General features: G+C 41.4%; 25 protein-coding genes and 1 other annotated feature. Of the genes, 3 read left to right on the top strand and 22 right to left on the bottom strand.

Annotated features, from left to right (window positions below; genetic code table 11):
• Nucleotide 1: 1 nt before the first annotated feature.
• From atpD to I592_RS03490, 17 genes are all read right to left on the bottom strand, one after another.
• Nucleotides 2–1,402 (bottom strand): F0F1 ATP synthase subunit beta, encoded by a 1,401-nt coding sequence (gene atpD, locus I592_RS03570; protein ID WP_010781587.1) that lies wholly within the window; start codon nucleotides 1,400–1,402, stop codon nucleotides 2–4.
• A gap of 22 nt (nucleotides 1,403–1,424) precedes the next feature.
• The gene (locus I592_RS03565) at nucleotides 1,425–2,330 is read right to left on the bottom strand and encodes a F0F1 ATP synthase subunit gamma (protein WP_044926041.1); all 906 of its coding nucleotides are present in this window, start codon (nucleotides 2,328–2,330) and stop codon (nucleotides 1,425–1,427) included.
• Nucleotides 2,331–2,345: 15 nt separating this feature from the next.
• Nucleotides 2,346–3,872 (bottom strand): F0F1 ATP synthase subunit alpha, encoded by a 1,527-nt coding sequence (atpA, locus tag I592_RS03560; protein WP_010781589.1) that lies wholly within the window; start codon nucleotides 3,870–3,872, stop codon nucleotides 2,346–2,348.
• Nucleotides 3,873–3,891: 19 nt separating this feature from the next.
• Nucleotides 3,892–4,437, bottom strand: a complete 546-nt coding sequence (gene atpH / locus I592_RS03555) for an ATP synthase F1 subunit delta (protein WP_010781590.1) — start codon at nucleotides 4,435–4,437, stop codon at nucleotides 3,892–3,894.
• Entirely contained in the window at nucleotides 4,427–4,948 is a 522-nt protein-coding gene (gene atpF, locus I592_RS03550) for a F0F1 ATP synthase subunit B (protein WP_010781591.1), read from the bottom strand. Before atpF ends, atpH begins: the two co-directional genes overlap by 11 nt.
• Before the next feature lie 95 nt (nucleotides 4,949–5,043).
• Nucleotides 5,044–5,256, bottom strand: coding sequence for an ATP synthase F0 subunit C (gene atpE, locus I592_RS03545; RefSeq protein WP_010781592.1), 213 nt, complete (start codon nucleotides 5,254–5,256; stop codon nucleotides 5,044–5,046).
• A gap of 35 nt (nucleotides 5,257–5,291) precedes the next feature.
• Nucleotides 5,292–6,005 (bottom strand): F0F1 ATP synthase subunit A, encoded by a 714-nt coding sequence (atpB, locus tag I592_RS03540; RefSeq protein WP_010781593.1) that lies wholly within the window; start codon nucleotides 6,003–6,005, stop codon nucleotides 5,292–5,294.
• Between the two features lie 288 nt (nucleotides 6,006–6,293).
• Nucleotides 6,294–6,758, bottom strand: coding sequence for an SsrA-binding protein SmpB (gene smpB / locus I592_RS03535; protein ID WP_010781594.1), 465 nt, complete (start codon nucleotides 6,756–6,758; stop codon nucleotides 6,294–6,296).
• Between the two features lies 1 nt (nucleotide 6,759).
• Complete coding sequence (gene rnr, locus I592_RS03530; protein WP_010781595.1) at nucleotides 6,760–9,135, bottom strand: ribonuclease R; 2,376 nt, start codon at nucleotides 9,133–9,135, stop codon at nucleotides 6,760–6,762.
• Nucleotides 9,116–9,880 carry an alpha/beta hydrolase gene (locus tag I592_RS03525; RefSeq protein WP_010781596.1) on the bottom strand — a complete coding sequence of 255 codons (765 nt, stop codon included), beginning with the start codon at nucleotides 9,878–9,880 and terminating at the stop codon, nucleotides 9,116–9,118. The genes rnr and I592_RS03525 overlap by 20 nt, the downstream gene beginning before the upstream one ends.
• Before the next feature lie 188 nt (nucleotides 9,881–10,068).
• The gene (gene secG, locus I592_RS03520) at nucleotides 10,069–10,305 is read right to left on the bottom strand and encodes a preprotein translocase subunit SecG (RefSeq protein WP_010781597.1); all 237 of its coding nucleotides are present in this window, start codon (nucleotides 10,303–10,305) and stop codon (nucleotides 10,069–10,071) included.
• A gap of 80 nt (nucleotides 10,306–10,385) precedes the next feature.
• Nucleotides 10,386–10,661 carry a GNAT family N-acetyltransferase gene (locus I592_RS03515; RefSeq protein ID WP_010781598.1) on the bottom strand — a complete coding sequence of 92 codons (276 nt, stop codon included), beginning with the start codon at nucleotides 10,659–10,661 and terminating at the stop codon, nucleotides 10,386–10,388.
• Between the two features lie 39 nt (nucleotides 10,662–10,700).
• Nucleotides 10,701–10,967 (bottom strand): (4Fe-4S)-binding protein, encoded by a 267-nt coding sequence (locus I592_RS03510; RefSeq protein ID WP_010781599.1) that lies wholly within the window; start codon nucleotides 10,965–10,967, stop codon nucleotides 10,701–10,703.
• 66 nt (nucleotides 10,968–11,033) lie between these two features.
• Complete coding sequence (locus I592_RS03505) at nucleotides 11,034–11,369, bottom strand: hypothetical protein (protein ID WP_010781600.1); 336 nt, start codon at nucleotides 11,367–11,369, stop codon at nucleotides 11,034–11,036.
• Entirely contained in the window at nucleotides 11,356–11,868 is a 513-nt protein-coding gene (locus tag I592_RS03500; protein WP_010781601.1) for a gamma carbonic anhydrase family protein, read from the bottom strand. The genes I592_RS03505 and I592_RS03500 overlap by 14 nt, the downstream gene beginning before the upstream one ends.
• Nucleotides 11,869–12,097: 229 nt before the next feature.
• Nucleotides 12,098–13,858, bottom strand: a complete 1,761-nt coding sequence (locus I592_RS03495; RefSeq protein WP_010781602.1) for an ABC transporter ATP-binding protein — start codon at nucleotides 13,856–13,858, stop codon at nucleotides 12,098–12,100.
• Nucleotides 13,855–15,585, bottom strand: coding sequence for an ABC transporter ATP-binding protein (locus I592_RS03490; RefSeq protein WP_010781603.1), 1,731 nt, complete (start codon nucleotides 15,583–15,585; stop codon nucleotides 13,855–13,857). Before I592_RS03490 ends, I592_RS03495 begins: the two co-directional genes overlap by 4 nt.
• A 360-nt stretch (nucleotides 15,586–15,945) precedes the next feature.
• On the opposite strand from I592_RS03490, the gene I592_RS03485 reads away from it, so the two are divergent.
• From I592_RS03485 to I592_RS03475, 3 genes are all read left to right on the top strand, one after another.
• Nucleotides 15,946–16,158, top strand: coding sequence for a DNA-directed RNA polymerase subunit epsilon (locus tag I592_RS03485; RefSeq protein ID WP_010781604.1), 213 nt, complete (start codon nucleotides 15,946–15,948; stop codon nucleotides 16,156–16,158).
• 3 nt (nucleotides 16,159–16,161) lie between these two features.
• A complete protein-coding gene (gene rnjA / locus I592_RS03480) occupies nucleotides 16,162–17,838 on the top strand; it encodes a ribonuclease J1 (protein WP_010781605.1) in 1,677 nt (558 codons plus the stop codon).
• A gap of 234 nt (nucleotides 17,839–18,072) precedes the next feature.
• Complete coding sequence (locus I592_RS03475) at nucleotides 18,073–18,564, top strand: TetR/AcrR family transcriptional regulator (protein WP_010781606.1); 492 nt, start codon at nucleotides 18,073–18,075, stop codon at nucleotides 18,562–18,564.
• 72 nt (nucleotides 18,565–18,636) lie between these two features.
• Here the strand turns inward: I592_RS03475 and I592_RS03470 are convergent, their stop codons facing one another.
• The 5 genes from I592_RS03470 to I592_RS03450 all read right to left on the bottom strand — a co-directional run bounded on the left by I592_RS03470 (nucleotide 18,637) and on the right by I592_RS03450 (nucleotide 24,519).
• A complete protein-coding gene (locus I592_RS03470; RefSeq protein WP_010781607.1) occupies nucleotides 18,637–18,837 on the bottom strand; it encodes a cold-shock protein in 201 nt (66 codons plus the stop codon).
• Between the two features lie 151 nt (nucleotides 18,838–18,988).
• Nucleotides 18,989–19,678, bottom strand: coding sequence for a RadC family protein (gene radC / locus I592_RS03465; protein ID WP_010781608.1), 690 nt, complete (start codon nucleotides 19,676–19,678; stop codon nucleotides 18,989–18,991).
• A gap of 50 nt (nucleotides 19,679–19,728) precedes the next feature.
• The gene (locus I592_RS03460; protein WP_010781609.1) at nucleotides 19,729–20,388 is read right to left on the bottom strand and encodes an HAD family hydrolase; all 660 of its coding nucleotides are present in this window, start codon (nucleotides 20,386–20,388) and stop codon (nucleotides 19,729–19,731) included.
• Nucleotides 20,375–21,688 carry a bifunctional folylpolyglutamate synthase/dihydrofolate synthase gene (locus tag I592_RS03455; RefSeq protein ID WP_010781610.1) on the bottom strand — a complete coding sequence of 438 codons (1,314 nt, stop codon included), beginning with the start codon at nucleotides 21,686–21,688 and terminating at the stop codon, nucleotides 20,375–20,377. Before I592_RS03455 ends, I592_RS03460 begins: the two co-directional genes overlap by 14 nt.
• A 191-nt stretch (nucleotides 21,689–21,879) precedes the next feature.
• Nucleotides 21,880–24,519, bottom strand: a complete 2,640-nt coding sequence (locus I592_RS03450) for a valine--tRNA ligase (protein WP_010781611.1) — start codon at nucleotides 24,517–24,519, stop codon at nucleotides 21,880–21,882.
• 119 nt (nucleotides 24,520–24,638) lie between these two features.
• Nucleotides 24,639–24,851, bottom strand: a binding site (T-box leader).
• Nucleotides 24,852–24,861 lie beyond the last annotated feature (10 nt).

The following is a 24,861-nucleotide window of genomic DNA, read 5'->3' as shown; positions in this document are numbered from 1 at the left end:
TCTAGTAGCCTAAAGTTTTCGCTTTTTCGATGACGTCTTCGATTGTCCCTACACTACGGAATGCATCTTCAGGAAGATCATCGTATTTTCCTTCAAGGATTTCTTTAAAGCCTTCAACCGTTTTTTCAACAGGCACGTACGAACCTGGCTGACCGGTGAATTGTTCAGCTACGTTAAAGTTTTGTGACAAGAAGAATTGGATACGACGAGCACGAGATACGATTACTTTTTCTTGGTCAGACAATTCATCCATCCCTAAGATTGCGATGATATCTTGTAATTCTCGGTAACGCTGTAACACACGTTGAACTTCTGTTGCCACGCGATAATGTTCTTCTCCTACGATTTCAGGTGCCAAAGCACTTGAAGAGGAAGCCAATGGGTCAACGGCTGGGTAGATCCCTTGTTCCGTTAGCTTACGTTCCAAGTTGGTTGTTGCATCCAAATGGGCGAAAGCTGTTGCTGGCGCAGGGTCAGAGTAGTCATCGGCGGGTACATAAATGGCTTGGATCGAAGTGATCGAGCCTTTTTTCGTTGACGTGATGCGTTCTTGTAATTGTCCCATTTCAGTTGCCAATGTGGGTTGGTACCCAACGGCTGACGGCATACGACCTAGCAAGGCAGAAACTTCTGATCCCGCTTGAGTGAAACGGAAGATGTTGTCGATAAACAGCAACACATCTTGTCCTTCTTCGTCACGGAAGTATTCAGCCAATGTCAAACCAGTCAAGGCAACACGCATACGTGCACCTGGCGGCTCATTCATTTGTCCGAACACCATGGCTGTTTTCTCAATAACGCCAGAGTCCTTCATTTCATAATAAAGGTCGTTTCCTTCACGAGTACGTTCGCCAACACCGGTAAATACAGAAATCCCACCATGTTCTTGAGCGATATTATGAATAAGTTCTTGAATCAAGACGGTTTTACCAACACCGGCACCACCGAATAATCCAACTTTACCACCTTTTAAGTAAGGGGCTAATAAGTCGATAACTTTGATCCCAGTTTCTAAAATTTCATTACTTGTACTAAGTTCTTCGAAGGTCGGTGCTTTCTTATGGATACCGCTTCTCTCTGCATCCTCTGGGAAAGGTGCCTCTTTATCAATTGTTTCCCCTAGAACGTTAAATACACGCCCCAGAGTCTCTTTACCTACGGGAACAGAGATAGATTTGCCAGTATCGACAACTTCCATTCCGCGTTGTAAACCATCAGTAGCTTCCATAGCGATTGTGCGGATAACACCATCACCAAGTTCCAAAGCAGCTTCAAGAACAACTTTTGTTTTATCATTTTTATAAACGATCAACGCATTGTTGATGTCTGGTAAGGATTGATCTAAAGAAAATTCCACGTCGACAACGGGACCAATAACTTGAACAATCTTGCCTGAACTCATGTTTTTTCCTCCAATCTCGAAATTATTCTAATGCGGAAGCCCCGCCGACAATTTCAGTAATCTCTTGGGTGATCGCCGCTTGACGAGCCCTATTGTATGAAATCGTTAAATCATCAATGATCGAACCCGCGTTATCTGTCGCAGTCTTCATTGCCGTCATCCCAGCAGCATGCTCCGCTGTTTTGGCATCAACGATGGCTCCGTAAATCAAACTTTCAGCATATTGCGGAAGTAATTGATCAAGAATTGCTTCTTTTGAAGGTTCGAATAGATATTCTTCACGATACGTCTGTGCTTCAGTTGGGTCTAAATCAGAAATAGGCAGCATTTTTTCTACCCGAAACTGGCTAGACAATGAATTGACGTGATGGTTATAGCATACGTACAATTCATCGAAGACTTGGTTTTCATACATACTGGTCGTCATGGAAACGATCTTTCGCACTTCTTCAAAGCTTGGTTGATCCGATAAATTGCGTAATTCATAGGCCAATTTAACACCACGAGCTTTGAAAAAGTCCGCTCCGGTTCCACCAATGGCTAACAAAACATATTCATCGGCAGAATCATGATCATCTTCAAGCATCGTCATGGTCTGTTTCAAGATTGAGCTGTTATACCCTCCGACCAAACCACCATCAGAAGTAATCACAATATAGCCCGTTTTTTTAACCGGACGATTCAACAACATACTGTGGTAGTTGATTCCGCCTAATTCACGACCAGAATTGGCCAACTCGGTTAATTCACTTGCTGTTAAGTGCGTTAATACTTCACGTACTTTTGAAGCATAGAGTTGAAATTTTGCTGAGTAGGCTTCTGATTTCGTCAATTTAGATGCTGATACCATTTGCATAGCGTTGGTGATTTGACTAGTTTTCTTTGTCGATGCAATCCGTGTTTTGATTTCATTTAAGGATGCCATGATTTTTTCTCACCTCGATTATGCTTTTTCTTGGTTAGCTGAAGAAGCGTCAAAAATATCTTTGAACTCTTGGATCGCTCCATCTAGTTTCTCTGTATCTGGCAGATCCTTCGTATCACGAATTGTCGCAAATAAATCAGAGTGATTTGTTTCCAGATATTCAAATAATTGTGCTTCAAAATCTAAAATACTATTGACTGGAATACTATCAAGCACGCCATGAGTCAAGGCATAAAGGATCACTACTTGTTTTTCAACAGGAAGCGGATCATGAAGTTTTTGTTTCAGTACTTCAACTGTTCGACGTCCACGATTTAGTTTTGCTTGCGTCGCTGCATCTAAATCAGAACCGAATTGAGTGAAGGCTTCTAATTCACGATAGCTGGCAAGGTCCAAACGAAGAGTCCCAGCAACTTTTTTCATTGCTTTGATTTGTGCGGAACCACCTACACGAGATACAGATAAACCAGCATCTACGGCTGGACGAATACCTGCGTAGAACAAATCATTTTCTAAGAAAATTTGTCCATCAGTGATCGAGATGACGTTGGTTGGAATATATGCCGAAATATCTCCAGCTTGTGTTTCTACAAATGGCAAGGCAGTCAATGAACCGCCGCCTAATTCATCAGAAAGTTTCGCTGCACGTTCTAATAGACGTGAGTGCAAGTAAAAGACATCCCCTGGGTAAGCTTCACGACCTGGCGGACGACGTAATAGTAATGACAGTTCACGATAGGCAACGGCTTGTTTTGATAGATCATCAAAGACTACCAATACGTGTTTGCCATTATACATAAACTCTTCACCCATAGCTGTTCCAGCGTAAGGCGCAATAAATAATAGCGGTGCAGGTTGAGAGGCGCCCGCTGTTACGACGATTGTATAATCCATAGCACCGTATTTACGCAATGTTTCTACTTGTGAACGTACCGTGGATTCTTTTTGTCCAATAGCCACATAAATACAAATCATATCTTGACCCTTTTGATTAATGATCGTATCAATAGCAATGGATGTCTTACCAGTCTTACGGTCACCGATAACTAATTCCCGTTGGCCGCGACCGATTGGAACTAATGCATCAATGGCCTTCAAACCTGTTTGCATAGGTTCTGACACAGATTTACGTTGCATAACGCCCGGAGCCATTGCTTCGACTGGACGTGTTTTACTTGTTTCAATAGGTCCCATACCATCAATTGGTTGACCTAAGGGGTTAACGACGCGTCCGATCATGTTATCCCCAACAGGGACTTCCATGATTTTACCGGTACGTTTTACTTTGTCTCCTTCACGAATGGACTCAAATTCACCTAGAACAATAATACCGACATCGTTGCTTTCTAAGTTTTGTGCCATTCCATAAGAGCCGTTAGAAAACTCTAATAGTTCTCCGCTCATTGCGTTTTCTAATCCGTGGGCACGAGCGATTCCGTCCCCGACATATGTGACTGTTCCGATTTCCTCAACAGACAACTTATTATCATAATTTTGAATCTGTTCTTTGATTAAAGCACTGATTTCTTCTGCTTTGATGGCCATTCATTTCACCTCTTCTTCTCTACTTTTTACTAAGTGCTGCTCGTAGACCATTTAATTGGCTGGCGAGGCTGCCGTCGATCACTTGATGATCGGCTTCAACAATGACACCGCCGAGAATTGATTCATCAACAAACGGGGTTAACGTGGCCTTCTGGTAGCCAAAAACATCAGCGACTTTCGCTTCAAGCTCTTGTTTCTTATCTTCAGAGAGCGGAACAGCTGTTGTGACTGTTCCGTGTGCGATTTTATTTAATTCATCGTAACGACGTTCAAATTCATCAATCATGAATGGAAGATCGTCGCTGCGATTGTATTCAAAAACAACTAATAGAAAATTTTTGACGATCCCATCAAAGCCGCCAGTAAAAGCATCCATAATTGCTTTTTTCTCGGCGCCTTCTAAGCGAACATCCGTTAAAATATTTCCTAGATCAGGAATTTCTTTACAGATTGCTCGGACAGTCAGCAGCTCTTGATAAACAGCGTCCACAGCTTTATCTTCGATCGCCAGTTCAAATAAAGCCTTACCGTACCGTTTACCAACAGTGTATTTATCAAGCTTCATGTTTCGTGTTACCCAACTTGTCCATATAGTTGTTGATCAAATCTTGATGAGCTTCTTGTGACAGCTCTTTACTCAAGATTTTTTCTGCGATTTGTAGAGAAAGTGTTGCCACATCATCTTTAACAGAAGTCAACGCATTTTCACGTTCGTCTTTGATTTCCGATTGCGCGCGATCTTTCAGACGCGTGACTTCTTCTTTTGTATCCTTAATGATGTTTTGGCGGCTTAATTCGCCACTCTCTTTCGCATTTTTAATAATATCTGCCGCATCACTACGGGAACTTGCCAACTGAGTTTCACGTTCTTTTTCCAGCTCAGTTGCTTTAATCCGAGAGTTTTCGGCAGAATCTAGATCATTGGCGATCTTGTCTTCGCGTTTTTTAAGGATGTCTTGAACGGCACCCCATGCGAAATGTTTTAATAGCGCCATTAGAATCACGAATGATAGCGTAACGACGATTAAATTACCGAGTGTTGTATTGACAGCCTCAGCAATAACTAGATTCAGCATACTCGGTCTTCCTTTCTGTTCTTCTCCATTACAGAATCCTCAACTGGGATCTGCGCTCATCTCTATGATGAGACTCAACAAAAAAGCGTCGATTATTATTGGAAAACCATCAACATAGCTAATACGACACCCAGAATTGGCACAGCTTCGATCAAACCAACACCGATGAACATTGTAGAACGAATTTGACCTGACATTTCTGGTTGACGCGCCATTGATTCAATTGCCTTTGAGATTACTTGTCCGTTACCATAACCAGCCCCAATTGCGGCTCCCATGATTGCGATTCCTGCACCGATAAAGTTCATAATAATTTTCCTCCTAAAAGTGTGTGTGTGTGTTATTATTCTACCTCGATTTTATGACTGATATAAACCATAGATAGAGTGGTGAAAACAAATGCTTGGATACTACCAATAAATAGTGAGAATGCGATCCAAATCATTTCAAGTGGAATAGCGAACGGCAATGTCCACCATCCGGCGCTTGTGACCATACTTGCAATGAGTGAAAGCAATACTTCACCGGCAAAAACGTTCCCGTAAAGACGTAGCCCTAACGTGATAACATTTGTAAATTCTTCCATCAACTTAATAGGAAATAATCCTGTCGGTGTAAAGAAAGAATTTTTCACGTAACCACCAAACCCGAGTTTTTCTGTACCCAGATAATTTGCTAGGACCAATACGAGTAATGCCAATCCCATCGTTACAAAGGGGTTTGCAGTTGGACTCTTCCAAAACGTCACATTGTCTCCAGTGACGATCTTCGTGACGAGTCCGATTTGGTTTGCTACAAAAATAAATAAGAACAACGTAAATGAGAACAAACTAAAATTTCTGACTTCTTTACGAGGCATGTTGTCACCAACAATGTTCGTTGTAAAATCAATGACCCACTCAATTGCGTTTTGCTTTCCTTTGGGTTTCAATGATAGGTTGCGTGTAAATGCATAGACAAGGAAAAAGACAATTACGCATGTCACAATGATCATTGTCGTTACCGTACCATCAAACCATATGGGACCAATATGGAAAAACCAAGATTTTTCATCCAATCCAGTTCACCTCTCTTCCCAGCGACTCGCGTCAGCTAGTGCCTGCTTAGCGCTGCTCCTCAAAATACTATCGTATGTTACCACCAGAGAAAGAAAATTTCAAAGAATTTTCCTAAAAATTTCCGAATAAGTCGAGGTTAATTTCTCTCACGTTATTTTATTCCTCTTTTTCCTTCTCCAATAGCTGATTTAGCCCACAAAAAGGCTAGTATAGATTGTACCTAATCGTATCAAAATCCATTGTGAAGTAAAGAAATTCTCCCTAAATATGCGAAAAAGAATATTTTGCTAGCGCGAATAGTTTTTCAACGTTCGACTGATTTGACGATCCACGTCTTTACGCTTCAAACTTTCTCGTTTATCATATTGATGTTTTCCCTTGGCAACACCAATCAGAACCTTAGCGTAGCCATCTTTCAAGTACACTTTTAAGGGGACTAGTGTGATACCTGTCGTCTTAAGTTCGCCAGCTAAACGAGCGATTTGTTTTTTATGCATGAGCAGCTTGCGAGTTCGCAAAGGGTCGTGGTTAAAAATATTCCCCTGTTCATATGGACTAATATGAACATTGTATAAGAAAGCTTCACCATTTCGAATGCGCGCAAAGCCATCTTTTAAATTGATTCGGCTATTGCGAATGGCTTTTATTTCAGTTCCTTGCAGAACGATCCCTGCCTCGATCGTATCAATAATCGTATAATCGTGGCGTGCTTTTTTATTTTGTGCGACTAATTTCCCATCACCTTTTGGCATGTTATCCCTTCTTTCTGCCCGGTTTTTTCTTTTTGGCTACAGATTTGTAAAATGTTTTTTTTCCTTTTTTCTTTTTCTTGCCTTTTTCGTTGTTTTTATTCTCAACATTTTTACTATAGTGCTTTTCGCTAGTTTTATGATTGTTGCGGCCGCCGGTTGGCTTGCGTCGCTTATCACGACGGTTGTTGCTAGGAACCTCCAAAGAAGGAATCTCTTCTGCTTCTAAAAGTTCAAAATCGATCTCTCGTGTTTCTGGATCAGACTTCGTCACCTTTATTCGAACTTTTTGACCGATTTTAAAGGTTTGACGTGTACGCTCACCGACTAACGCCAATTGGTTTTCAATAAAATGAAAATAATCCTGTTTCAATTCGTTTAGATGGATCATTCCCTCTACCGTATTTGGAAGCTCAATGAAGATACCAAATTTGGTGACTGAACTGATAAGTCCATCAAATTCTTCTCCAACTTTTTCTGCCATATATTCGGCTTTTTTCATGCTGTCGACTTCTCGTTCAGCGTCCACTGCACGTCGTTCCATCTTCGAACTATGATTAGCGATGTCTGGTAGTTTTTCTGCCCATTTTTCTTGAGTTGTTTCACTTTGATCTTGGCTGTACGTCCGAATCAAGCGATGGACGATCAAATCGGGGTAACGTCGGATCGGTGACGTGAAATGCGTGTAGTATTCCGCTGCCAATCCGTAATGCCCATAATTATCCTCGGAGTAACGTGCTTGCTGCATACTACGCAACAACATCGTATTAATAACTGCTGCTTCCGGTTTATCTCCTACGTCATGGATTACTTGTTGAAGATCCTTCGGAGTGATCGTATTTTTTGTTCCTTTGACTAAAATACCCAGTGCTGCTGCAAAATCAAAGAAACGCTGCATTTTTTCTTCTTTTGGTTGTTCATGAATTCGATAGATGAATGGTACCTTCAATCGATTGAAATGCTCAGCAACGGTTTCATTCGCCGCCAACATGAACGATTCAATCAAGCGTTCGCCAACACCTCGATCTCGCAATTCAATATCCAGCGGGCGTCCTTCAGGATCAACAAGAATTTTAGCTTCTCTGTCCTCAAAGTTAATTGCCCCGCGGCGACTACGACGTTCTTCAAGAATTAGATGCAGTTCTTTCATCAAATGAAACATCGGAACTAGGTCACGGTAGCGTTCAGTCGTTTCTGCATCGTCTTCTTCTAAGATTTCATTTACCGCTGAATACGTCATTCGTTCGGTCGTTTGGATCACACTTTGAAAAATCTCATGATGAACAATCGTCCCACTTGGATCAATCTCCATCTCACAGCTCATAGTCAAGCGTGGTACTTGAGGATTCAAGGAGCAAATACCATTTGATAAACGTTGCGGGATCATGGGAATTACTCGGTCCGTCAAGTAGACACTCGTTCCACGTTCGAACGCTTCTTTATCCAAGATGCTGTCTTCCGTCACATAGTAAGAAACATCCGCGATGTGTACCCCTAAAAAGTAATTTCCATTATCTAGTTTACGGACCGTCACAGCGTCATCCAAATCTTTTGCATCCGCTCCATCAATGGTCACGATCTGTTGATCCCGTAAATCACGGCGGCCTACTAAATCAGATGCAGCGATTTTATCAGGGACTTCTTCAGAAGCTGATTGAACCTCTTCTGGAAATTGGGTTGGGATTCCTTGAGCAATCACGATCGATAATATATCCATGCCTGGATCATTTTTATGACCAATTACCTTTGTGATCATCCCCTCAAGACTTGTTGCATATCCCTTCTCAGGATAATGAGTGATCTCAACGATCACGACACTGCCATCCACTGGTTGAATGCCTTCCGCCGCAATAAAAACCTTAAATTGCGCACTTTTTTTATCCTTCGGTGTTACATAACCGAATAAATCAGATTCCGCAATTTCATCCACATCAAAAGCTGTAAACTCACCAACAAGTTGCTGAATCTTCCGTTCTTTAATAGAAACAACACGGCCTTCCGCGCCACGATCTGAAAACAGATCCGCCGTTTTTTGGATGTCGATCATGACAATGTCACCATCCATCGCAAAATTAGTCGCTTCTTTCGGGATAAAAATATCCGGTTCCTCTGGATCAATCGTCACGAAACCAAAGCCTCGTTCATTGCGACGAAAAATCCCTTCCACTTCGATTGGCTGAAAAGGCAACTTGATGTGCCCTTTTTTGTTAAATTCTAGTGCTTTCTCTCTTTCAAGCTGCGCCACTGTTTGGACTAATCGTTTATAATCCTCGCTTTTACGCATATCTAAAACTTCTGCTAATTCTTCCATTGAAAGACTTTTTTTATTGGCTGCCTTCAAGCCAGCTAGTATTTCTGATTTAATTGTTTTTCTCTCCATTATCTTCTCTCCAACCAAGACTGGCTAAAAAATTTACCACGTCTTGTTCTAATTGTCTTCTTTCTGGGCCCACGGTGACCACGTGACTGCTCTCAGGATACCAATTCAAGCTGAATGATGTCTGACGCAATTGGCTTGCTGTTTGAAATACCCCTTCCGCTTCAATCATTTCATCTTGTCCTGCCTGTGCCATAAAGAAAGGCCGAGTGATTGCAGCTAAGTTTTCATAAGCAATTAACGCTTGATCTTCAATGGCCTTTAACTGATCTTCTACCAATGGGCGATAACTGTCAATTTTCTCTCTTGTCGCTTCCTTGCCTGATCGATCCAATACTTGCTTCGCATATAATAGAAAATTTTCAGTCACATTCGTTTTAACTGGGGCAATCGGGGAGCAAAAAAAGCCGCCGCCAAGAAAGTTTTCTGGCATCTTACTTAATAAGCGAGTCGCGAAAATCCCTCCCATTGAAAGTCCAAAAACAGCGATTTCCTGATATCCTTTTGACTTCAAGTACGCTACCCCGTTTTGAGTGTCTTCCCACCATTGTTCGGCAGACTTCTCAAGAATATCTAATGGGTCCATAGTTCCGTGTCCACTATATAAGGGTGCATAAACTGTATAATTCCATTTTTCCAAATAACGTGCCATCATACGCACGTCATTTGGACTGCCAGAATACGCGTGCAACAGTAGGACCGCTCGTTTTCCATTCGGCAAAAACAACGACTTTGGCGGTTGAATCATCTTTTTTCACTCTCCACTCATTCAATTTCATACGCAGACACCTCACTATCCGTATTAGGTCCTTTCGCCAGAAAATAATCCGTTGACCCTTGATTGTAAGTGCCGTCTGCCTTTCTCTCTTACCTTAAAGTGTACTTGATTTAATACAAATACAAAATAAAAAAGACCTCTCACGCGAGAGGCCGGTTTTATTTGCTTGATAAAAACATTAATACGAAGAGCAAAACCATCCAGATCACACCTAGAATCGCTGTTGATCGTTGCATCACAGCTTCAAAGCCGCGCGCTTTTTGCTTTCCGAATAATTGATCTGCACCGCCAGTAAAAGCACTCGCAGCACTATTTTGTTTGCTAGGTTGCATCATAATCGTAATAACGATGATTACTGATAAAACTAAGATAACACCCAAAATAAAATTATACAAAAGATGACCCTCCTTATTTCCAAACTACCTCGATTTTACTTTAGCACAATTGAGGTCATTTGACTAGGGACGTGAGATACTTATTTTCTTAAAACATCTGCATATTCTGGTTTTTCATCAAACTCTTTTTTTGCGAATGGGCATAATGGGATGATTTTTTTATCATCTTTACGTGCTTTTTCAACACCGGCAGCAACTAATTTTTCTGCCAAGCCTTGTCCGCGATATGTTGGATCGACAAATGTATGATCAATGATCATAATTTCTGGACCAGCATTTGACCATGTCATTTCTCCTGCCTCTTCATTTTGATCGTTCAATAAGACAAAGCGTTCTTTTTCTTCTTTGATTTCCATAATGATTCGATTCTCCTTACTCTACTTTATTTGTTTCCCTTACTTCTTCACAACATATTTCAAGGCGCCGCTTGGACAAGTATCCACGACATAACTAGCATTTTCAACACTGCCATTGTCTGGAATAATCCAGGGTCTGCGTCCCACCTCAAAAATTTCTGGATTGCCTCTTACACAGTTCCCAATGTGCGCGCAAATATCCTTGTTATAATAAATATCAATGCCTTCACCATGATATTTGCGATAGCCCTTGGCCAACAAGTCTTCCTCATTGACCGGCTCATGATCAAATTTACTTCCGTCCATTTTTTATCACTTCCTTTAAGTAAGATTATAATGGGAATTAAGAAAAATTTATACTAACTCGTCTTATTAAACTAAAAGTTCAATCAATGTCTGCATCGCATGATACGCATCCGTTTGATCAGGAAAGGCTAAAATAAAGTGCCGTCCTCCAACCGTTTCAACGATCAGTTCGAATATTCCCTCGTGCTGACGAATAGAAAATGGCTTCAAACTATCCGTTGTATAATAAATATTTCGCGGCTCTTTTGTTAAATCGTCTTCTTCCAGTACATACAATCCACGACTAGAAAAAATCAGGAAATGGGCTTTATGATCTTCGTAAATAGCTAATTGATTTAGACCTTCATCAGGAAACAACGCCCGCAGCTGTGCCTGCAACAGTAAGAAGCTAGTCTCCTTCATGAACAGCTCCTCTTACTTGGAATGGCGGTATCTCGTTGTTCAAGTATTTTTCTCCTAATTCGTAATAATGCTCCGCATTTTTGCGGTTGCTACTGATTTCTTCCGGTGTCAATTGACGAATCACACGTGCTGGCGATCCAAATGCTAGCGAGTTCGGCGGAATCACTGTTCCTTCTGTTACTAATGACCCCGCACCGATCAGACTATTTTCGCCAATTTCTGCATGATTCAAAATCGTTGACCCCATCCCGATCAACGCCCCGCTATGGATCGTACACCCGTGAATAATACACGCGTGTCCAATTGTGACATATTCTCCGATCGAAGTAGGAGCATCATGATCCACATGTACAATCGTTCCATCCTGCACATTGCTCATTTCTCCAATAGCGATCGTGTTGCTATCTCCTCTTAAAACGCTTTGAAACCAAATCGTTGCGCCCTTTTCTATGGTTACATCGCCATAAACATCCGCGCTGGATGCGATAAAATAAGCCATTCCTTTTCCTCCAATTCTCTTTCTGCTATCCTTGATCCTTCTCTTATCTAAACTTTTGTTGTCCAAATAAGTATAGCATTTATCCATTGACTCTTCCTTACCTAAGCAATGTATGAATAAAAGTAAAAAGCCAGATTCTTCTGCATTCTCATCGTTGATGGAAGCAGAAGCACCTGGCTCTCTAGTTCTCTATTGAAATATTCTAGTATCTTTTAAATGAGCCTTCCTTTTATTCCGCTTCTTCCATGAACTGGCTATTGTATAGCTGTTCATAGAATCCCCCTTGGGCCAGAAGTTCATTGTGGGTACCATGCTCAATGATTTGACCATCCTTCATAACTAAAATATGGTCTGCATCACGAATCGTTGATAACCGATGGGCAATTACAAAACTCGTGCGCCCTTGCATGACACGATCCATTGCTTTTTGGATCAATCCTTCTAAACGAGTATCCACCGAGCTTGTTGCTTCATCCAGAATAAGGATCTTAGGATCAGAGATAACTGCTCTAGCAATGGTCAATAATTGTTTTTGTCCAAGAGAGACATTGTCTCCCTCTGAATTGATTTCCATATCATACCCATCAGGCATCGTTCGAATAAAATGATCCACATTTGCTGTTTTAGCCGCATCAACTACTTCATAATCCGTAGCCTCTAAGCGTCCAAAGCGAATATTGTCTCCGATCGTTCCTTCGTATAACCAAGCATCTTGCAATACCATACCAAATAAGGAACGAACATCCGAACGATTCATTTCTTGTGTGTTTACACCATCAATCAAGATGCGTCCACTGTTGATATCGTAAAACCGCATCAGCAAATTGATCAACGTCGTCTTACCTGCACCTGTCGGACCAACGATAGCGACTGTTTCCCCTGCTTTGACCTCGAAGCTTAAATCCTCGATCAACGGCTTCTTCGGATCGTAACTGAATCTTACATGATCAAAAACAACATTTCCTTGTACCGGTTCTGGTAAAGGCAGATCCTGCTCGTTTAATTCTTCCTCTGGTTCATCTAATATTTCAAAAACTCGTTTAGCTGAAGCCGATGCACTTTGGATCATTGAAGACAGTTGGGTGATTTCCCCCATCGGCTGACTAACTTGCCAAATGTATTGAATAAAGGCTTGGAGCTGCCCTACTAAAATCACACCGTGAATAACATTCCAACTTCCCAAAATAGCCATCGCGATGTACGTTGCATAAGCGGTCAACTGAACCAACGGCTGCATCAAGCTTGAAACAAAGGCCGCGCGGAAACCATAGCGTCGAAGTTCATGATTGACTTCGCTAAAGCCAGCCAAGGTTTCTTTTTCACGTCCATACAATTTTAAAACGCTAAAGCCAGTCATATTTTCCTGTACATAGCCGTTCAATTCACCCAATGAATTTTGCATTCCTTGGAAATCCTTCTGTGACACTTGAACGATTTTTCGAGAAACAACAATGGATAACGGAATCATGATCAATGATAAGACCGCCATCATGGGATTGATGTAAAACATCATTGCAACTGCTAACAAAATACCTAAGACAGCATTGATAGATTTGATGATGGCTTGTTGCATCGCATTACTCACTGCATCCACGTCGTTCGTTACACGTGAGAGAATGTTTCCTTGTTGGTTTCGATCAAAATAGGAAACTGGCAACCGATTAATCTTGGCTTCAATATCTTCACGCAAATCACGCATTGCAGATTGTACAACGTTTGCCATCAGCCAGCCTGTTCCTAATTGCGTACAACTATAGGCAATCCCCACAATCACGATGACGACTAACCATTTAAAGACATAGTCAAAGTTTACAGCCTCGCCCTGCATGATGTTTTTACTAACTTCAGTTGTAGGCAGACCTGTCAAATAAGGCATCCAGGTCCCTAGAATCAAGGTTCCAATAGCCAGTATCAAGACCAAAATAAATGATTTTTTGTAAGGATTAATATAGTGCATCAACCGCTTTAAAGAAGAAGTGTATTTTCTCATGCTAATTCCTCCTTCGTTAATTGAGAAGCAGCAATATCATAATAAATTGGACAACTATCTAATAACTCACGATGAGTACCTATTCCTACAACATCGCCTTCGTTTAACACAACGATCTTATCCGCGTGCATAATCGTACCTACACGTTGCGCAACTATTAATACCGCGCATTCTGTCGTTTCCTTTTTCAATCGAGCACGCAGTTTTGCATCGGTTTGATAATCCAACGCTGAGAAGCTATCATCAAAAATATAAATCTCCGGTTTGCGGATCACCGCGCGGGCAATCGCTAAACGCTGCTTCTGACCACCAGAGAAATTATTTCCACCCTCTGATAATTCTTCTTGGTAGCCATCAGGTTTCTGAGCGATGAACTCTGAGGCTTGCGCAATCTCTGCGGCCTGTTCCATCTCGGCTTGTGTCGCATCTTCTTTCCCGTAACGAAGATTATCCGCGATCGTTCCAGTAAATAATTGTGCTTTTTGCGGGATATAACCAATCTTGTTACGTAGATCCTTCAATTGATACTCTCTTACATCCATTCCATCGACTAACACTTGTCCTTCTGTCACATCGTAAAATCGGGGGATCAATTGAATCAAGGTTGATTTCCCAGATCCAGTACTCCCGATAAAAGCAACTGTCTCACCTGGCTTGGCTGTAAAGCTGACATTTCGAATCACCGGACTTTCTGCATGTCCCGGATATGCAAATGTCACATCACGAAACTCCAAAGAGCTTTTTTCTGTTGGTTCCGCTGTTTTTTCAGGATTGTCTTTGATTAATGGGTCCATATCAAAGGCTTCTTGAATACGCAATGCGGATACATTGGCCCGCGGATACATCATGAAGACTGTCGCAAACAGCATGAAAGAAAACAGCGCATGGAAAATGTACTCGATAAAAGCGATCAACGTTCCGACTTCTAAAGCACCCTGGTTGATCTGAACGGTCCCGTTCCAAATAATCAGAACCATGACAATATTAAATAGAAAGAAAAATCCAGGCTGTGCTACTGCCATTAAATGAAATAGACTCTTCGAACTATTCGTGTAGGCATCATTGACGAATTTGAAACGCATTTCTTCAAATTTTTCATTCACAAAAGCGCGTATTACCCGTAAGCCAGAAAGATTCTCACGTAAAATTCCGTTAATATTATCTAAATTATTCTGCTGTTTTGTAGATAAGGGCTCTGAATACTTCGCAATTAAAATAACTGCTAATAACAAGATAGGCAGCGCCAACAAAACATAAATACCCAAACCAGGACTCGTCCGCATGATCAAATACAAGCTCATTCCGAACATCATTGGAGTCATGAAGCCGGTCGTCAGGATGTTTTGCATGAAGAGCATAATCTGATACGCGTCATTTGTTGTTCTAGTAATTAACGAAGGAACACCAATCTGCTCATATTCCGAATGGGAGAAGGTCTGAACTTTCTCAAAAAGGTCGTCCCGAATATCAGCCACCATTCTAGATGTAATCTGAGAACTGAAGTAACGTAATGAAATACTCATGATGATCCCGATCACTGTTATCACAATCATCACGATCCCCATCTTACGTACATAGTCAAAATCGTTATTTCCAATTCCTTTATCAATCATCATGGCTAATATCGTCGGCAACCCCAACTCGATCAAAATAAATCCAAAAACACTGATGAAATCTAACAATAATAGCTTTTTGTAGCGCAAGGTATACCGCAACATCAACTTCATTTTTATTCGCCTCTCTCTATAACGTAATGACTCCAATATAGCATAAAAATATTGCTTCTGCCTGCTCAGTAATGCGTTCTTTTTATTTTTATTTTTAAACTTTCTGAAAATTTCTTAGGATTCGTCATTTCAATTCTTAGTTTCTATACTTCTTATATATTCTGTGATAAACTACAAGTAATTGTTGTAAGAACAACCCAAAGAACGGTGAAATTGTTTTTTCAAGCAAGAAGCAAAGACGAGGCTTCTTCTCAACACTTTAGTTCTAGCTAAATTGCTGAGCATAAAAAAATAGGTGGCAACCGCCCCTCATTTTGTCGTGGAAAAAATTGCTATAATGCAAATAAAGGAGATAGATTCATGATTTACAAAGTTTATTATCAAGAAACCAAAGAACGCAACCCAAAACGCGAGCAAACACAATCATTGTATGTGGAAGCGGACAATGAAGAAATGGTACACAATTTATTACGTGATAACACCCCATATAACGTTGAATACATCCAACTTTTAGAAGGCAATCATTTAGAGTATGAAAAAGAAAATGCCGACTTCAAGTTAACGGAGTTCTAATCTATGAAACTCTCGCTAAAAAACAACGAAACTGGTGTCTTTGCCATTGGTGGATTGGGCGAAATCGGAAAAAATATGTATGGGGTTCAATTTCAAGATGAGATCATCATTATAGATGCCGGGATAAAATTTCCTGAAGACGATCTATTAGGAATTGATTATGTCATTCCCGATTTTAGTTACGTTGTCCAAAACATCAATAAGGTTAAAGCATTAGTGATCACCCACGGACATGAAGATCATATCGGTGGTGTTCCCTATCTATTAAAACAAGCAAATATTCCGATCTACGCGGGGGCTCTTGCTCTGGCTCTGATCAAAAACAAATTGGATGAGCATGGATTATTGCGTGACGCAGAATTGCACGAAATCGATGAAGATTCAGTCATTCGTTTCCGCAAAACATCTGTGAGCTTTTTCCGAACGACGCATAGTATTCCAGATCCCCTAGGTGTGGTCGTTAAAACACCTTCTGGGAATATCGTGGAAACTGGTGACTTCAAATTTGACTTCACACCTGTCGGCCAACCAGCCAACTTGCATCGCATGGCTAAGCTCGGTGAGGAAGGCGTGTTGTGTCTTTTATCTGACAGTACCAATGCTGAGGTTCCTACATTTACAAAATCTGAGCAAACTATCGGGCAGTCCATCTTGCGTATTATGGAAAAAATCGAAGGTCGGATCATTTTCGCTACCTTCGCTTCTAATATTTCTCGTTTGCAACAAGCCGCTACTGCTGCTGTTGCTACAGGTAGAAAGATCGCCGTCTTCGGTCGAAGCATGGAGAACGCGATCGTCAATGGACAAAAATTAGGCTATATCACTGTTCCTGATGGTACATTTGTTGATGCTCATGAAATTAATAATTTGCCTGCTAACGAATTAATGATTTTATGCACGGGTTCTCAAGGGGAACCTATGGCAGCTTTGTCTCGTATCGCGAACGGTACACACCGTCAAATCCAGATCCAACCGGACGATACCGTCATTTTCTCAAGTTCACCTATCCCTGGGAATACGACAAGTGTGAATCATTTGATCAACCTGCTTTCTGAAGCGGGTGCAGAGGTGATTCATGGGAAAGTCAATAACATCCACACTTCTGGTCATGGTAGTCAACAAGAACAAAAATTGATGCTTCGCTTAATGAAGCCGAAATATTTTGTTCCGATCCACGGCGAATTCAGAATGTTGAAGATCCATACAGGATTAGCTCAAGATACAGGTGTTCCTGAAGAAAATTGTTTCATTATGGAAAATGGCGATATGTTGGCCTTGACTGCGGATAGCGCTAGACGCGCTGGTCATTTTAATGCCAGTGATGTGTACGTGGATGGCAGCGGGATCGGAGATATCGGTAATGTCGTTCTGCGAGATCGCCGTATTCTTTCTGAAGAAGGCTTGGTTCTTGCTGTCGCAACAGTTGATATTGCTAAGAAGGAAATCTTAGCTGGTCCAGATATTTTATCTCGAGGATTTGTGTACATGCGTGAATCCGGCGAGATGATCAATGAAGGGCAACGAATTTTATTCCACGCATTGCGGGAAGCTTTAAACGAAGCAGGATGCACTGAAGCAAAACTGAAAAATGCGATGGTCGCAGCACTGCAACCATTCTTATTTGATCAAACAGAACGTCACCCAATGATTTTACCAATGATTATGACGCCTGATAATTAATTAAACATCTATCTGATTTTCAGATAGATGTTTTTTTAATTTTAGGTCTTTTCAACGAATATTCAAATAACTGGCGCTTTTTTTGCAAAAAAAAATATTATTTTTCTGAAAACACCAAAAAACCAATTGACAAATAACTCTTTTATTTGCACAATGAAGACTAGTTAGAAAGATACAATAACTGCATTTAGTTATTTTATAGTTTCTTGAAATCAGAATAAAGGAAGATTAATTATGGTTAGAACACAACGCATAAAAAGAAGTCACATCATTGATGGTGCGTATCAGTTGATTCTCAATGAAGGCTTCAATAAATTCCATGCCCGTAACATTGCCCAACACATCTCTTGCTCGACTCAACCGATCTATCGCGAGTTTGCTAACTTAGCTGAGCTGAAGTCGGTTTTGACCAATCGTATATTGGTCAAATATACAGATTTTCTAGAAGATCAGGAACCAAAATCTTTGCAAGCATTATCTGCAGCTATCACCAACTATGCTACTGACTATCCAGAGGAATTTTATCGTTTCTTCTTACAAGACTCCGATACGATCCAACTAGTCAAGCAAGCGACCAAAGATATCTTTGCCACGATCAAGCTAGAAAAAAGCAATCCCCTCTTTTTTGAATTTTTCTGGCAATACTGTATTGGAAAGTCCGCGCTTGCGACTAATAATTCCAATCATACAGATGGCTTGGAAGAAGACCGCTTTTTCCAATTTTAAATGGAGAGCTGATCTTTTTTTTCTTAGCATACAAAAAAAGCCTTAGAGAACATTCTCTAAGGCTTTGTTGTATTATTGCTTATTCACGTTAGCTGCTTGAGGTCCGCGATCGCTTTCTTCAACATCGAAAGTTACTGCTTGTCCTTCTTCTAATGTTTTGAAGCCGTCGCCTTGGATAGCTGAGAAATGTACGAATACATCGCTGCCATCTTCACGAGTGATGAAGCCAAAACCTTTTTCTGCGTTAAACCATTTTACTGTTCCGTTTTCCATGAATAAAATTCCTCCTCGTGCCTAAGCACTTATTGATTGTAACATTGCTGCACTACGAAAAGGAAACATCTGTATACCAGCTCGCAACTCAAACAAAGCTACATTAATAGTTTAACATTCTACTTATTCTTAGCGCAAGGGTTTTCAATCGCTACTTTAAGTACTTTTCTTCACGTAAACTGAAATATTTGGTTTCTCCAACAATAATATGATCCAAAAGCTCGATTCCCATCATTTCACCACACTCTTGCACGCGTTTTGTAAAGTCCAAATCATTGGATGACGGTGTTGGATTTCCTGATGGGTGATTATGGCCTAAAACAACGCGTGCCGCACTGATACGCACCGCTTCCCGAAATATTTCTCGTGGATGCGCGATGGATTGATTCAGTGATCCGATAAAAATAGTTTTCTGTAAAATAATTTCATTTTTTGTATTTAAAAAGAAGGCGACCAAATGCTCTTGTTGATAGTCCTTTAATTCCGTGATCAAAAGCTGACCTAAAGAAAGACTTGATTGGACCCTTCCCATCTTCGGCTGCAACGCACGATTGATTCGATAGCCAAATTCCATCATGGCTTTTAATTCAATGGCTCGTGTCTCGCCGATTCCTTTAAATTTCTGCAGCTCATGCAACGTGGTGTGCTTTAAATTATAAAGGTCCGGGTATTCCCGCAAGATCGTTCCGGCTAATTCCATCACATTTTGCTGACGCGAACCGTTTCGCAAAATGATTGCCAACAGCTCCTGATCCGACAAATGCTTTTCGCCTTCCCGCAACAAACGCTCACGTGGCCATGAACTCTCAGGCAATTCTTGCAACAACAAACTTTTTTCCATAAAAAAACTCCTTTACGCACTTTTCAATAAGGTACGCAAAGGAGCCTGTGTTAAGCTTCTAAAAAGTTGATGACGTCATGCAGTGTTGGTAAAACGGCTGCTGTTTTTTCTTCGAGTTCCGCAGTTGGAGGAATAATATCTGGAACCATGACCACAGGGACACCTGCCCCTTCGGCAGCTAAGATGCCGTTTTTAGAATCCTCCAAAACCAATCCTTCTTCTCGAGCGATCCCTAAACGATCCACCGCGATCTCAAAAATCTCAGGATCAGGTTTCGCATACTTTACATCATCAGCAGAAACAATGTCCGAAAACTTGTCTCGAATGCCTGCATGCTCTAATAGAATTTCAATGACAGGACGTACGTTGCTCGATGCAAGAACACGAGGAATGTTCTTTTCTTCTAAATAAGTCAACAACTCGTGAACTCCCGGCTTCAAATCAACTTCCCCTGTCTTGAACCGATCGTGGGCCATTCCCCAACTTTCGTCAATGAATTTTTGGACCGTTTCTTTTCCGTGATCTGCATACATCTCGTGCAAGGCTTCCCACACTTCTTCATCAGAGATCCCGATAAAACGGTTATACACATCCTTCGTGAAGGGCAGGTCGTACTTTTCAGCTACCACCAAGTTTGCTTCACAATAAATTGATTCTGTATCAAACAATAAGCCATCCATGTCGAAAATGATTCCCTTAACTTTTTTCATTCTTACCTCCTAAGTTTAATAATAATTGACGCACTTCAGAAACGAAGTACAGTGATCCAGTAATTAATAATAGATCGTCAGCTCCCATATCTTCTAGCAATTCGCCTAAGCCAAATTGCCAGAGTGAGACAACGTCAAAACGGCTGTCTGATTTATCGAAGCGGCTAAGATCCAACGCCTTTGGGTACTCAAACGTCGTTAAATAAATATGTGCATTAGGAATTTCTGAAAGCAGCGACAACATTTGATCCACATCCTTTGTCTCCAATGCAGAGAACAGAATTCGGATAGTGTATCCTCGAAATTCTCGCTTCATATTTTCTGCCAGTCGTTTGATGGCATGGCCATTATGCGCGCCATCCATCACGATCAAGGGTTCGTCACTGATTTTTTCCATACGAGCAGGCCATTGCGCGTTTGCCAATCCTTTTTGTATCGTTCTTTCTTCAAAAGGCAAACCTTGCCCTTCACAATACAGATGATACAACATGATCGCCACCCCCGCATTTTCAACTTGATGACGGCCCAACAGCGGAACTTTCAACGACGTTAGCTTTCCTGCTGAATCTGTAAAACTAAACAACTCGCCCCAGTTCGGATCAGGTCGCAAATAATCTACCTGATATTCTTCCCCGTAACGATAGATCTTTGCTGTTTCAGCGACCGCTTTTTCCACGATTTCAATCAAAGGCCCTTTTGTGATGTTTCCAGTAACGACAGGGATATTTTTTTTGATGATCCCTGCCTTTTGCTGAGCAATCTCATTTAAGGTATCTCCCAAAATCTCCATATGATCATAACCAATCGTCGTAATCGCAGTCAAAATAGGCGATACGACATTCGTGGAATCTAACAAACCGCCCAACCCAACTTCAACGATCGCGACATCTACTGCTTCCTCTGCAAAGTAATCCAGCATGATCGCAGTTAAAATCTCGAATTCCGTGATTCCACCAATAGCCGGCTGGTCATCCAGGTCAGCAACAATAGGCTGGTATTTTTCTACATAATGAATCAGAGCAGAATCAGGAATCGGCTGCGCGTCGATCGCGATTCGTTCGTTGAACTCTTCAATATAAGGGGAGGTAAAACTCCCGACCGTCACACCTGCCTCTATGAAGATACTGCGTAAATAGGCAACTGTAGAACCTTTCCCGTTCGTCCCAGCGATATGAATGACAGGAACTTTTTTTTCTGGGTTCTCTACTTTATCTAGTAAGGCTTGGATACGGTCTAAACCTGGACGTGATCCAAATTTTTTTCGACTGTGAATCCAAGCAATCGCTTCATCTATCGTCAAATTACTCGCCTCATTTTTATCTTTTTTTACATGCTTCTAGTATAGCAAAGATTTTCAAAGAAAGATTGCCAAGCGCTGGTGAATTTTTTTTAAAGACTCCTTTCATAGCTGACTTCCTCAATTTCCACTTCAGGTGAATAAAAAAATGAGTACAGCTTTGATTTAGCCGTACTCATTTTTTATTTTCCTTTTTAAGAAATCGTTCGTAAGCTTTCGATCCGATCTTGAACCGCTGCTTGTTTTTCCAAATAATCTTTTTCTTTTTCACGTTCCTCTGCAACGACACTTTCAGGAGCATTTGCCACAAAGCGTTCATTGGCTAATTTTCCTTGCACGCGTTTCACTTCGCCGTTCCATTTGGCTAATTCTTTTTCTAAGCGTTTGATTTCTTCTTCAATATTGATCAATCCAGCTAATGGAAGATAAATCTCAGCGCCCGTCAAGACTGCGGACATCGCTAAATCCGGTGCGGTAATGTCGCTTGAGATCACCAATTCCTCTGGATTACAGAAACGTTCGATATAGCTCGTATTTTCAATCAAGAATTCATCCACTTTTGCATCACTGGTTTTGATCAGCAAAGTGATCGGCTTAGAAAGTGGTGTATTTACTTCAGCACGAATATTCCGAACAGAGCGAATCAATTCTTTCAGAACTTCCATTCCTTTTGCTGCAGTTTCGTCATTGTTTTCAGGGTGAACCACTGGATACTCCGCAACAACTAAGGACTCCCCAGTATGAGGGATTTTCGCCCAAATTTCTTCTGTCACGAACGGCATGATTGGGTGTAACAGACGCAATGTTTGATCCAAAACATATACTAAGATACTCTTGGTTGTTTGTTTGGCTTCTTCATCTTCCCCGTAAAGAATTTCTTTACTCATCTCGATATACCAGTCACAGAAGTCATCCCACATGAAGTTGTACAATTGACGACCCGCTTCACCGAATTCAAATTGGTCAAATAAGCTCGTTACTTTTTCGATGGTCTCATTTAAACGCGTCAAGATCCAACGGTCCGCAACGGTTTTTTCACCAGAGAAATCAATGTCTGCCGGTGTGAAGCCTTCAACATTCATAATCACAAAACGAGACGCATTCCAGATCTTGTTGATGAAGTTCCATGCAGCGTCCATCTTTTCATAGCTGAAACGTACATCTTGACCCGGCGCTGAGCCAGTAGATAGGAACCAGCGTAAAGCATCGGCACCATATTTTTCAATGACATCCATAGGATCAATCCCGTTGCCTAGGGACTTGCTCATTTTGCGTCCTTGTTCGTCACGAATCAATCCGTGAATCAACACATTTTTGAATGGGCGTTCGTCCGTGAATTCCAAGCTTTGGAAAATCATTCGACTCACCCAGAAGAAAATAATGTCGTAGCCTGTCACTAATGTGCTCGTTGGGAAGTAGCGTTTATACTCTTCGCTCTCCTCATCCGGCCAGCCCATCGTAGAAAACGGCCACAAGGCAGAACTGAACCAAGTGTCCAGTACATCTGGATCTTGTTCCCAATTTTCGCTGTCGGAAGGAGCTTCCATCCCAACGTACATTTCACCCGTTTCTTTATGATACCAAGCTGGAATCCGATGTCCCCACCATAATTGACGAGAGATTACCCAATCATGAACGTTTTCCATCCAAGTCATGAAGGTATTGTTGAAGCGCGGCGGGAAGAATTCCACCGCATTCTCCGTGCTTTGATTTTTGACTGCCTGATCAGACAACGGCCCCATCTTTACAAACCATTGTGTAGATAGACGTGGTTCAACAACAACGCCTGTACGCTCAGAATGACCGACACTGTGAACCATTTTTTCAACCTTAATCAAACGACCGATTTCTTTTAGATCAGCCACGATCATTTTACGCGCTTCAAAACGATCCATGCCTGCATATTTACCGGCAAGCTCATTCATGCTGCCATCTGGATTCATAACATTTACCCGTGGCAAGTCATGACGATTACCAACCTCAAAGTCATTTGGGTCATGGGCCGGTGTGATTTTCACAGCTCCCGTTCCAAATTCCCGATCCACATAACTGTCGGCGATAATTGGAATTTCCTTGTTTAATAGTGGTAAAATCGCTTTTTTACCAATCAATGCTTGGTAGCGCTCATCTTCTGGATGAACCGCGATCGCTGTATCACCTAGCATCGTTTCAGGACGAGTCGTTGCGATTTCTAATACGCCGCTGCCATCTGCTAACGGATAAGAAACATGGTAAAAGGCTCCTTCCACGTCCTTGTGGATCACTTCAATATCCGACAAGGCTGTTTTTGCCTGCGGGTCCCAATTGATGATGTATTCGCCACGGTAGATCAAGTCTTTTTCATATAAAGAAACAAAGACTTTTCGAACAGCATCAGACAAGCCGTCATCTAAAGTAAAGCGTTCGCGACCATAATCAAGGGACAAGCCTAATTTCGCCCATTGCTCCCGAATGTGCCCTGCGTATTCCTCTTTCCATTCCCAAACTTGATCAACGAATTTTTCACGACCAAGATCATAACGAGAGATGCCTTGCTCTCTTAATTTTTCTTCTACTTTTGCTTGAGTAGCGATCCCTGCATGGTCCATTCCAGGAAGCCACAAGGTGTCAAAGCCTTGCATCCGTTTTTGTCGGATGATCATATCTTGTAGTGTTGTATCCCAAGCGTGGCCCAAGTGTAATTTTCCAGTTACATTGGGTGGCGGAATAACGATCGAATACGGTTTCGCCTGCTTATCTTCTGATGGCTTGAACAAGTCTTGATCTAGCCATTTTTGATAACGGCCCGCTTCAACCTCTTGAGGATTGAATTTTGTTGGTAAATTTTCAGTCATAGATGTTCCTCCTAAATAATCATTGTTTTGTGGATGATGGATGTTAGTCAGCCAAGAAAGAATCCTTATTCCTATTGAAAAAAGCAAAACTAACAAAAAAAGCCTAGAACACAAGTGTGTTCTAGGACGTAAATTACGCGGTACCACCTAAATTGCAGAATATTCATCTGCCGCTCAAACATGTATAACGGTCATGTGCCGTGCGCTCTTACTTGCTTCAGATCGCAAAACTCCCAAGCTACCTTCCATGAGCCAAAGTGAAAATGTTTCAGCCGAGCATCTTCTCTCTTAACCTTCGTTTCTCATGTACTCCTCTTGATCATCGTAGCATCATTCTACAAT

The organism is Enterococcus gilvus ATCC BAA-350 (genome assembly GCF_000407545.1).
Taxonomy (GTDB): domain Bacteria; phylum Bacillota; class Bacilli; order Lactobacillales; family Enterococcaceae; genus Enterococcus_A; species Enterococcus_A gilvus.
The sequence above is the reverse complement of the archived record's forward strand: the minus strand, read 5'-3'. Positions and strand labels throughout refer to the sequence as shown.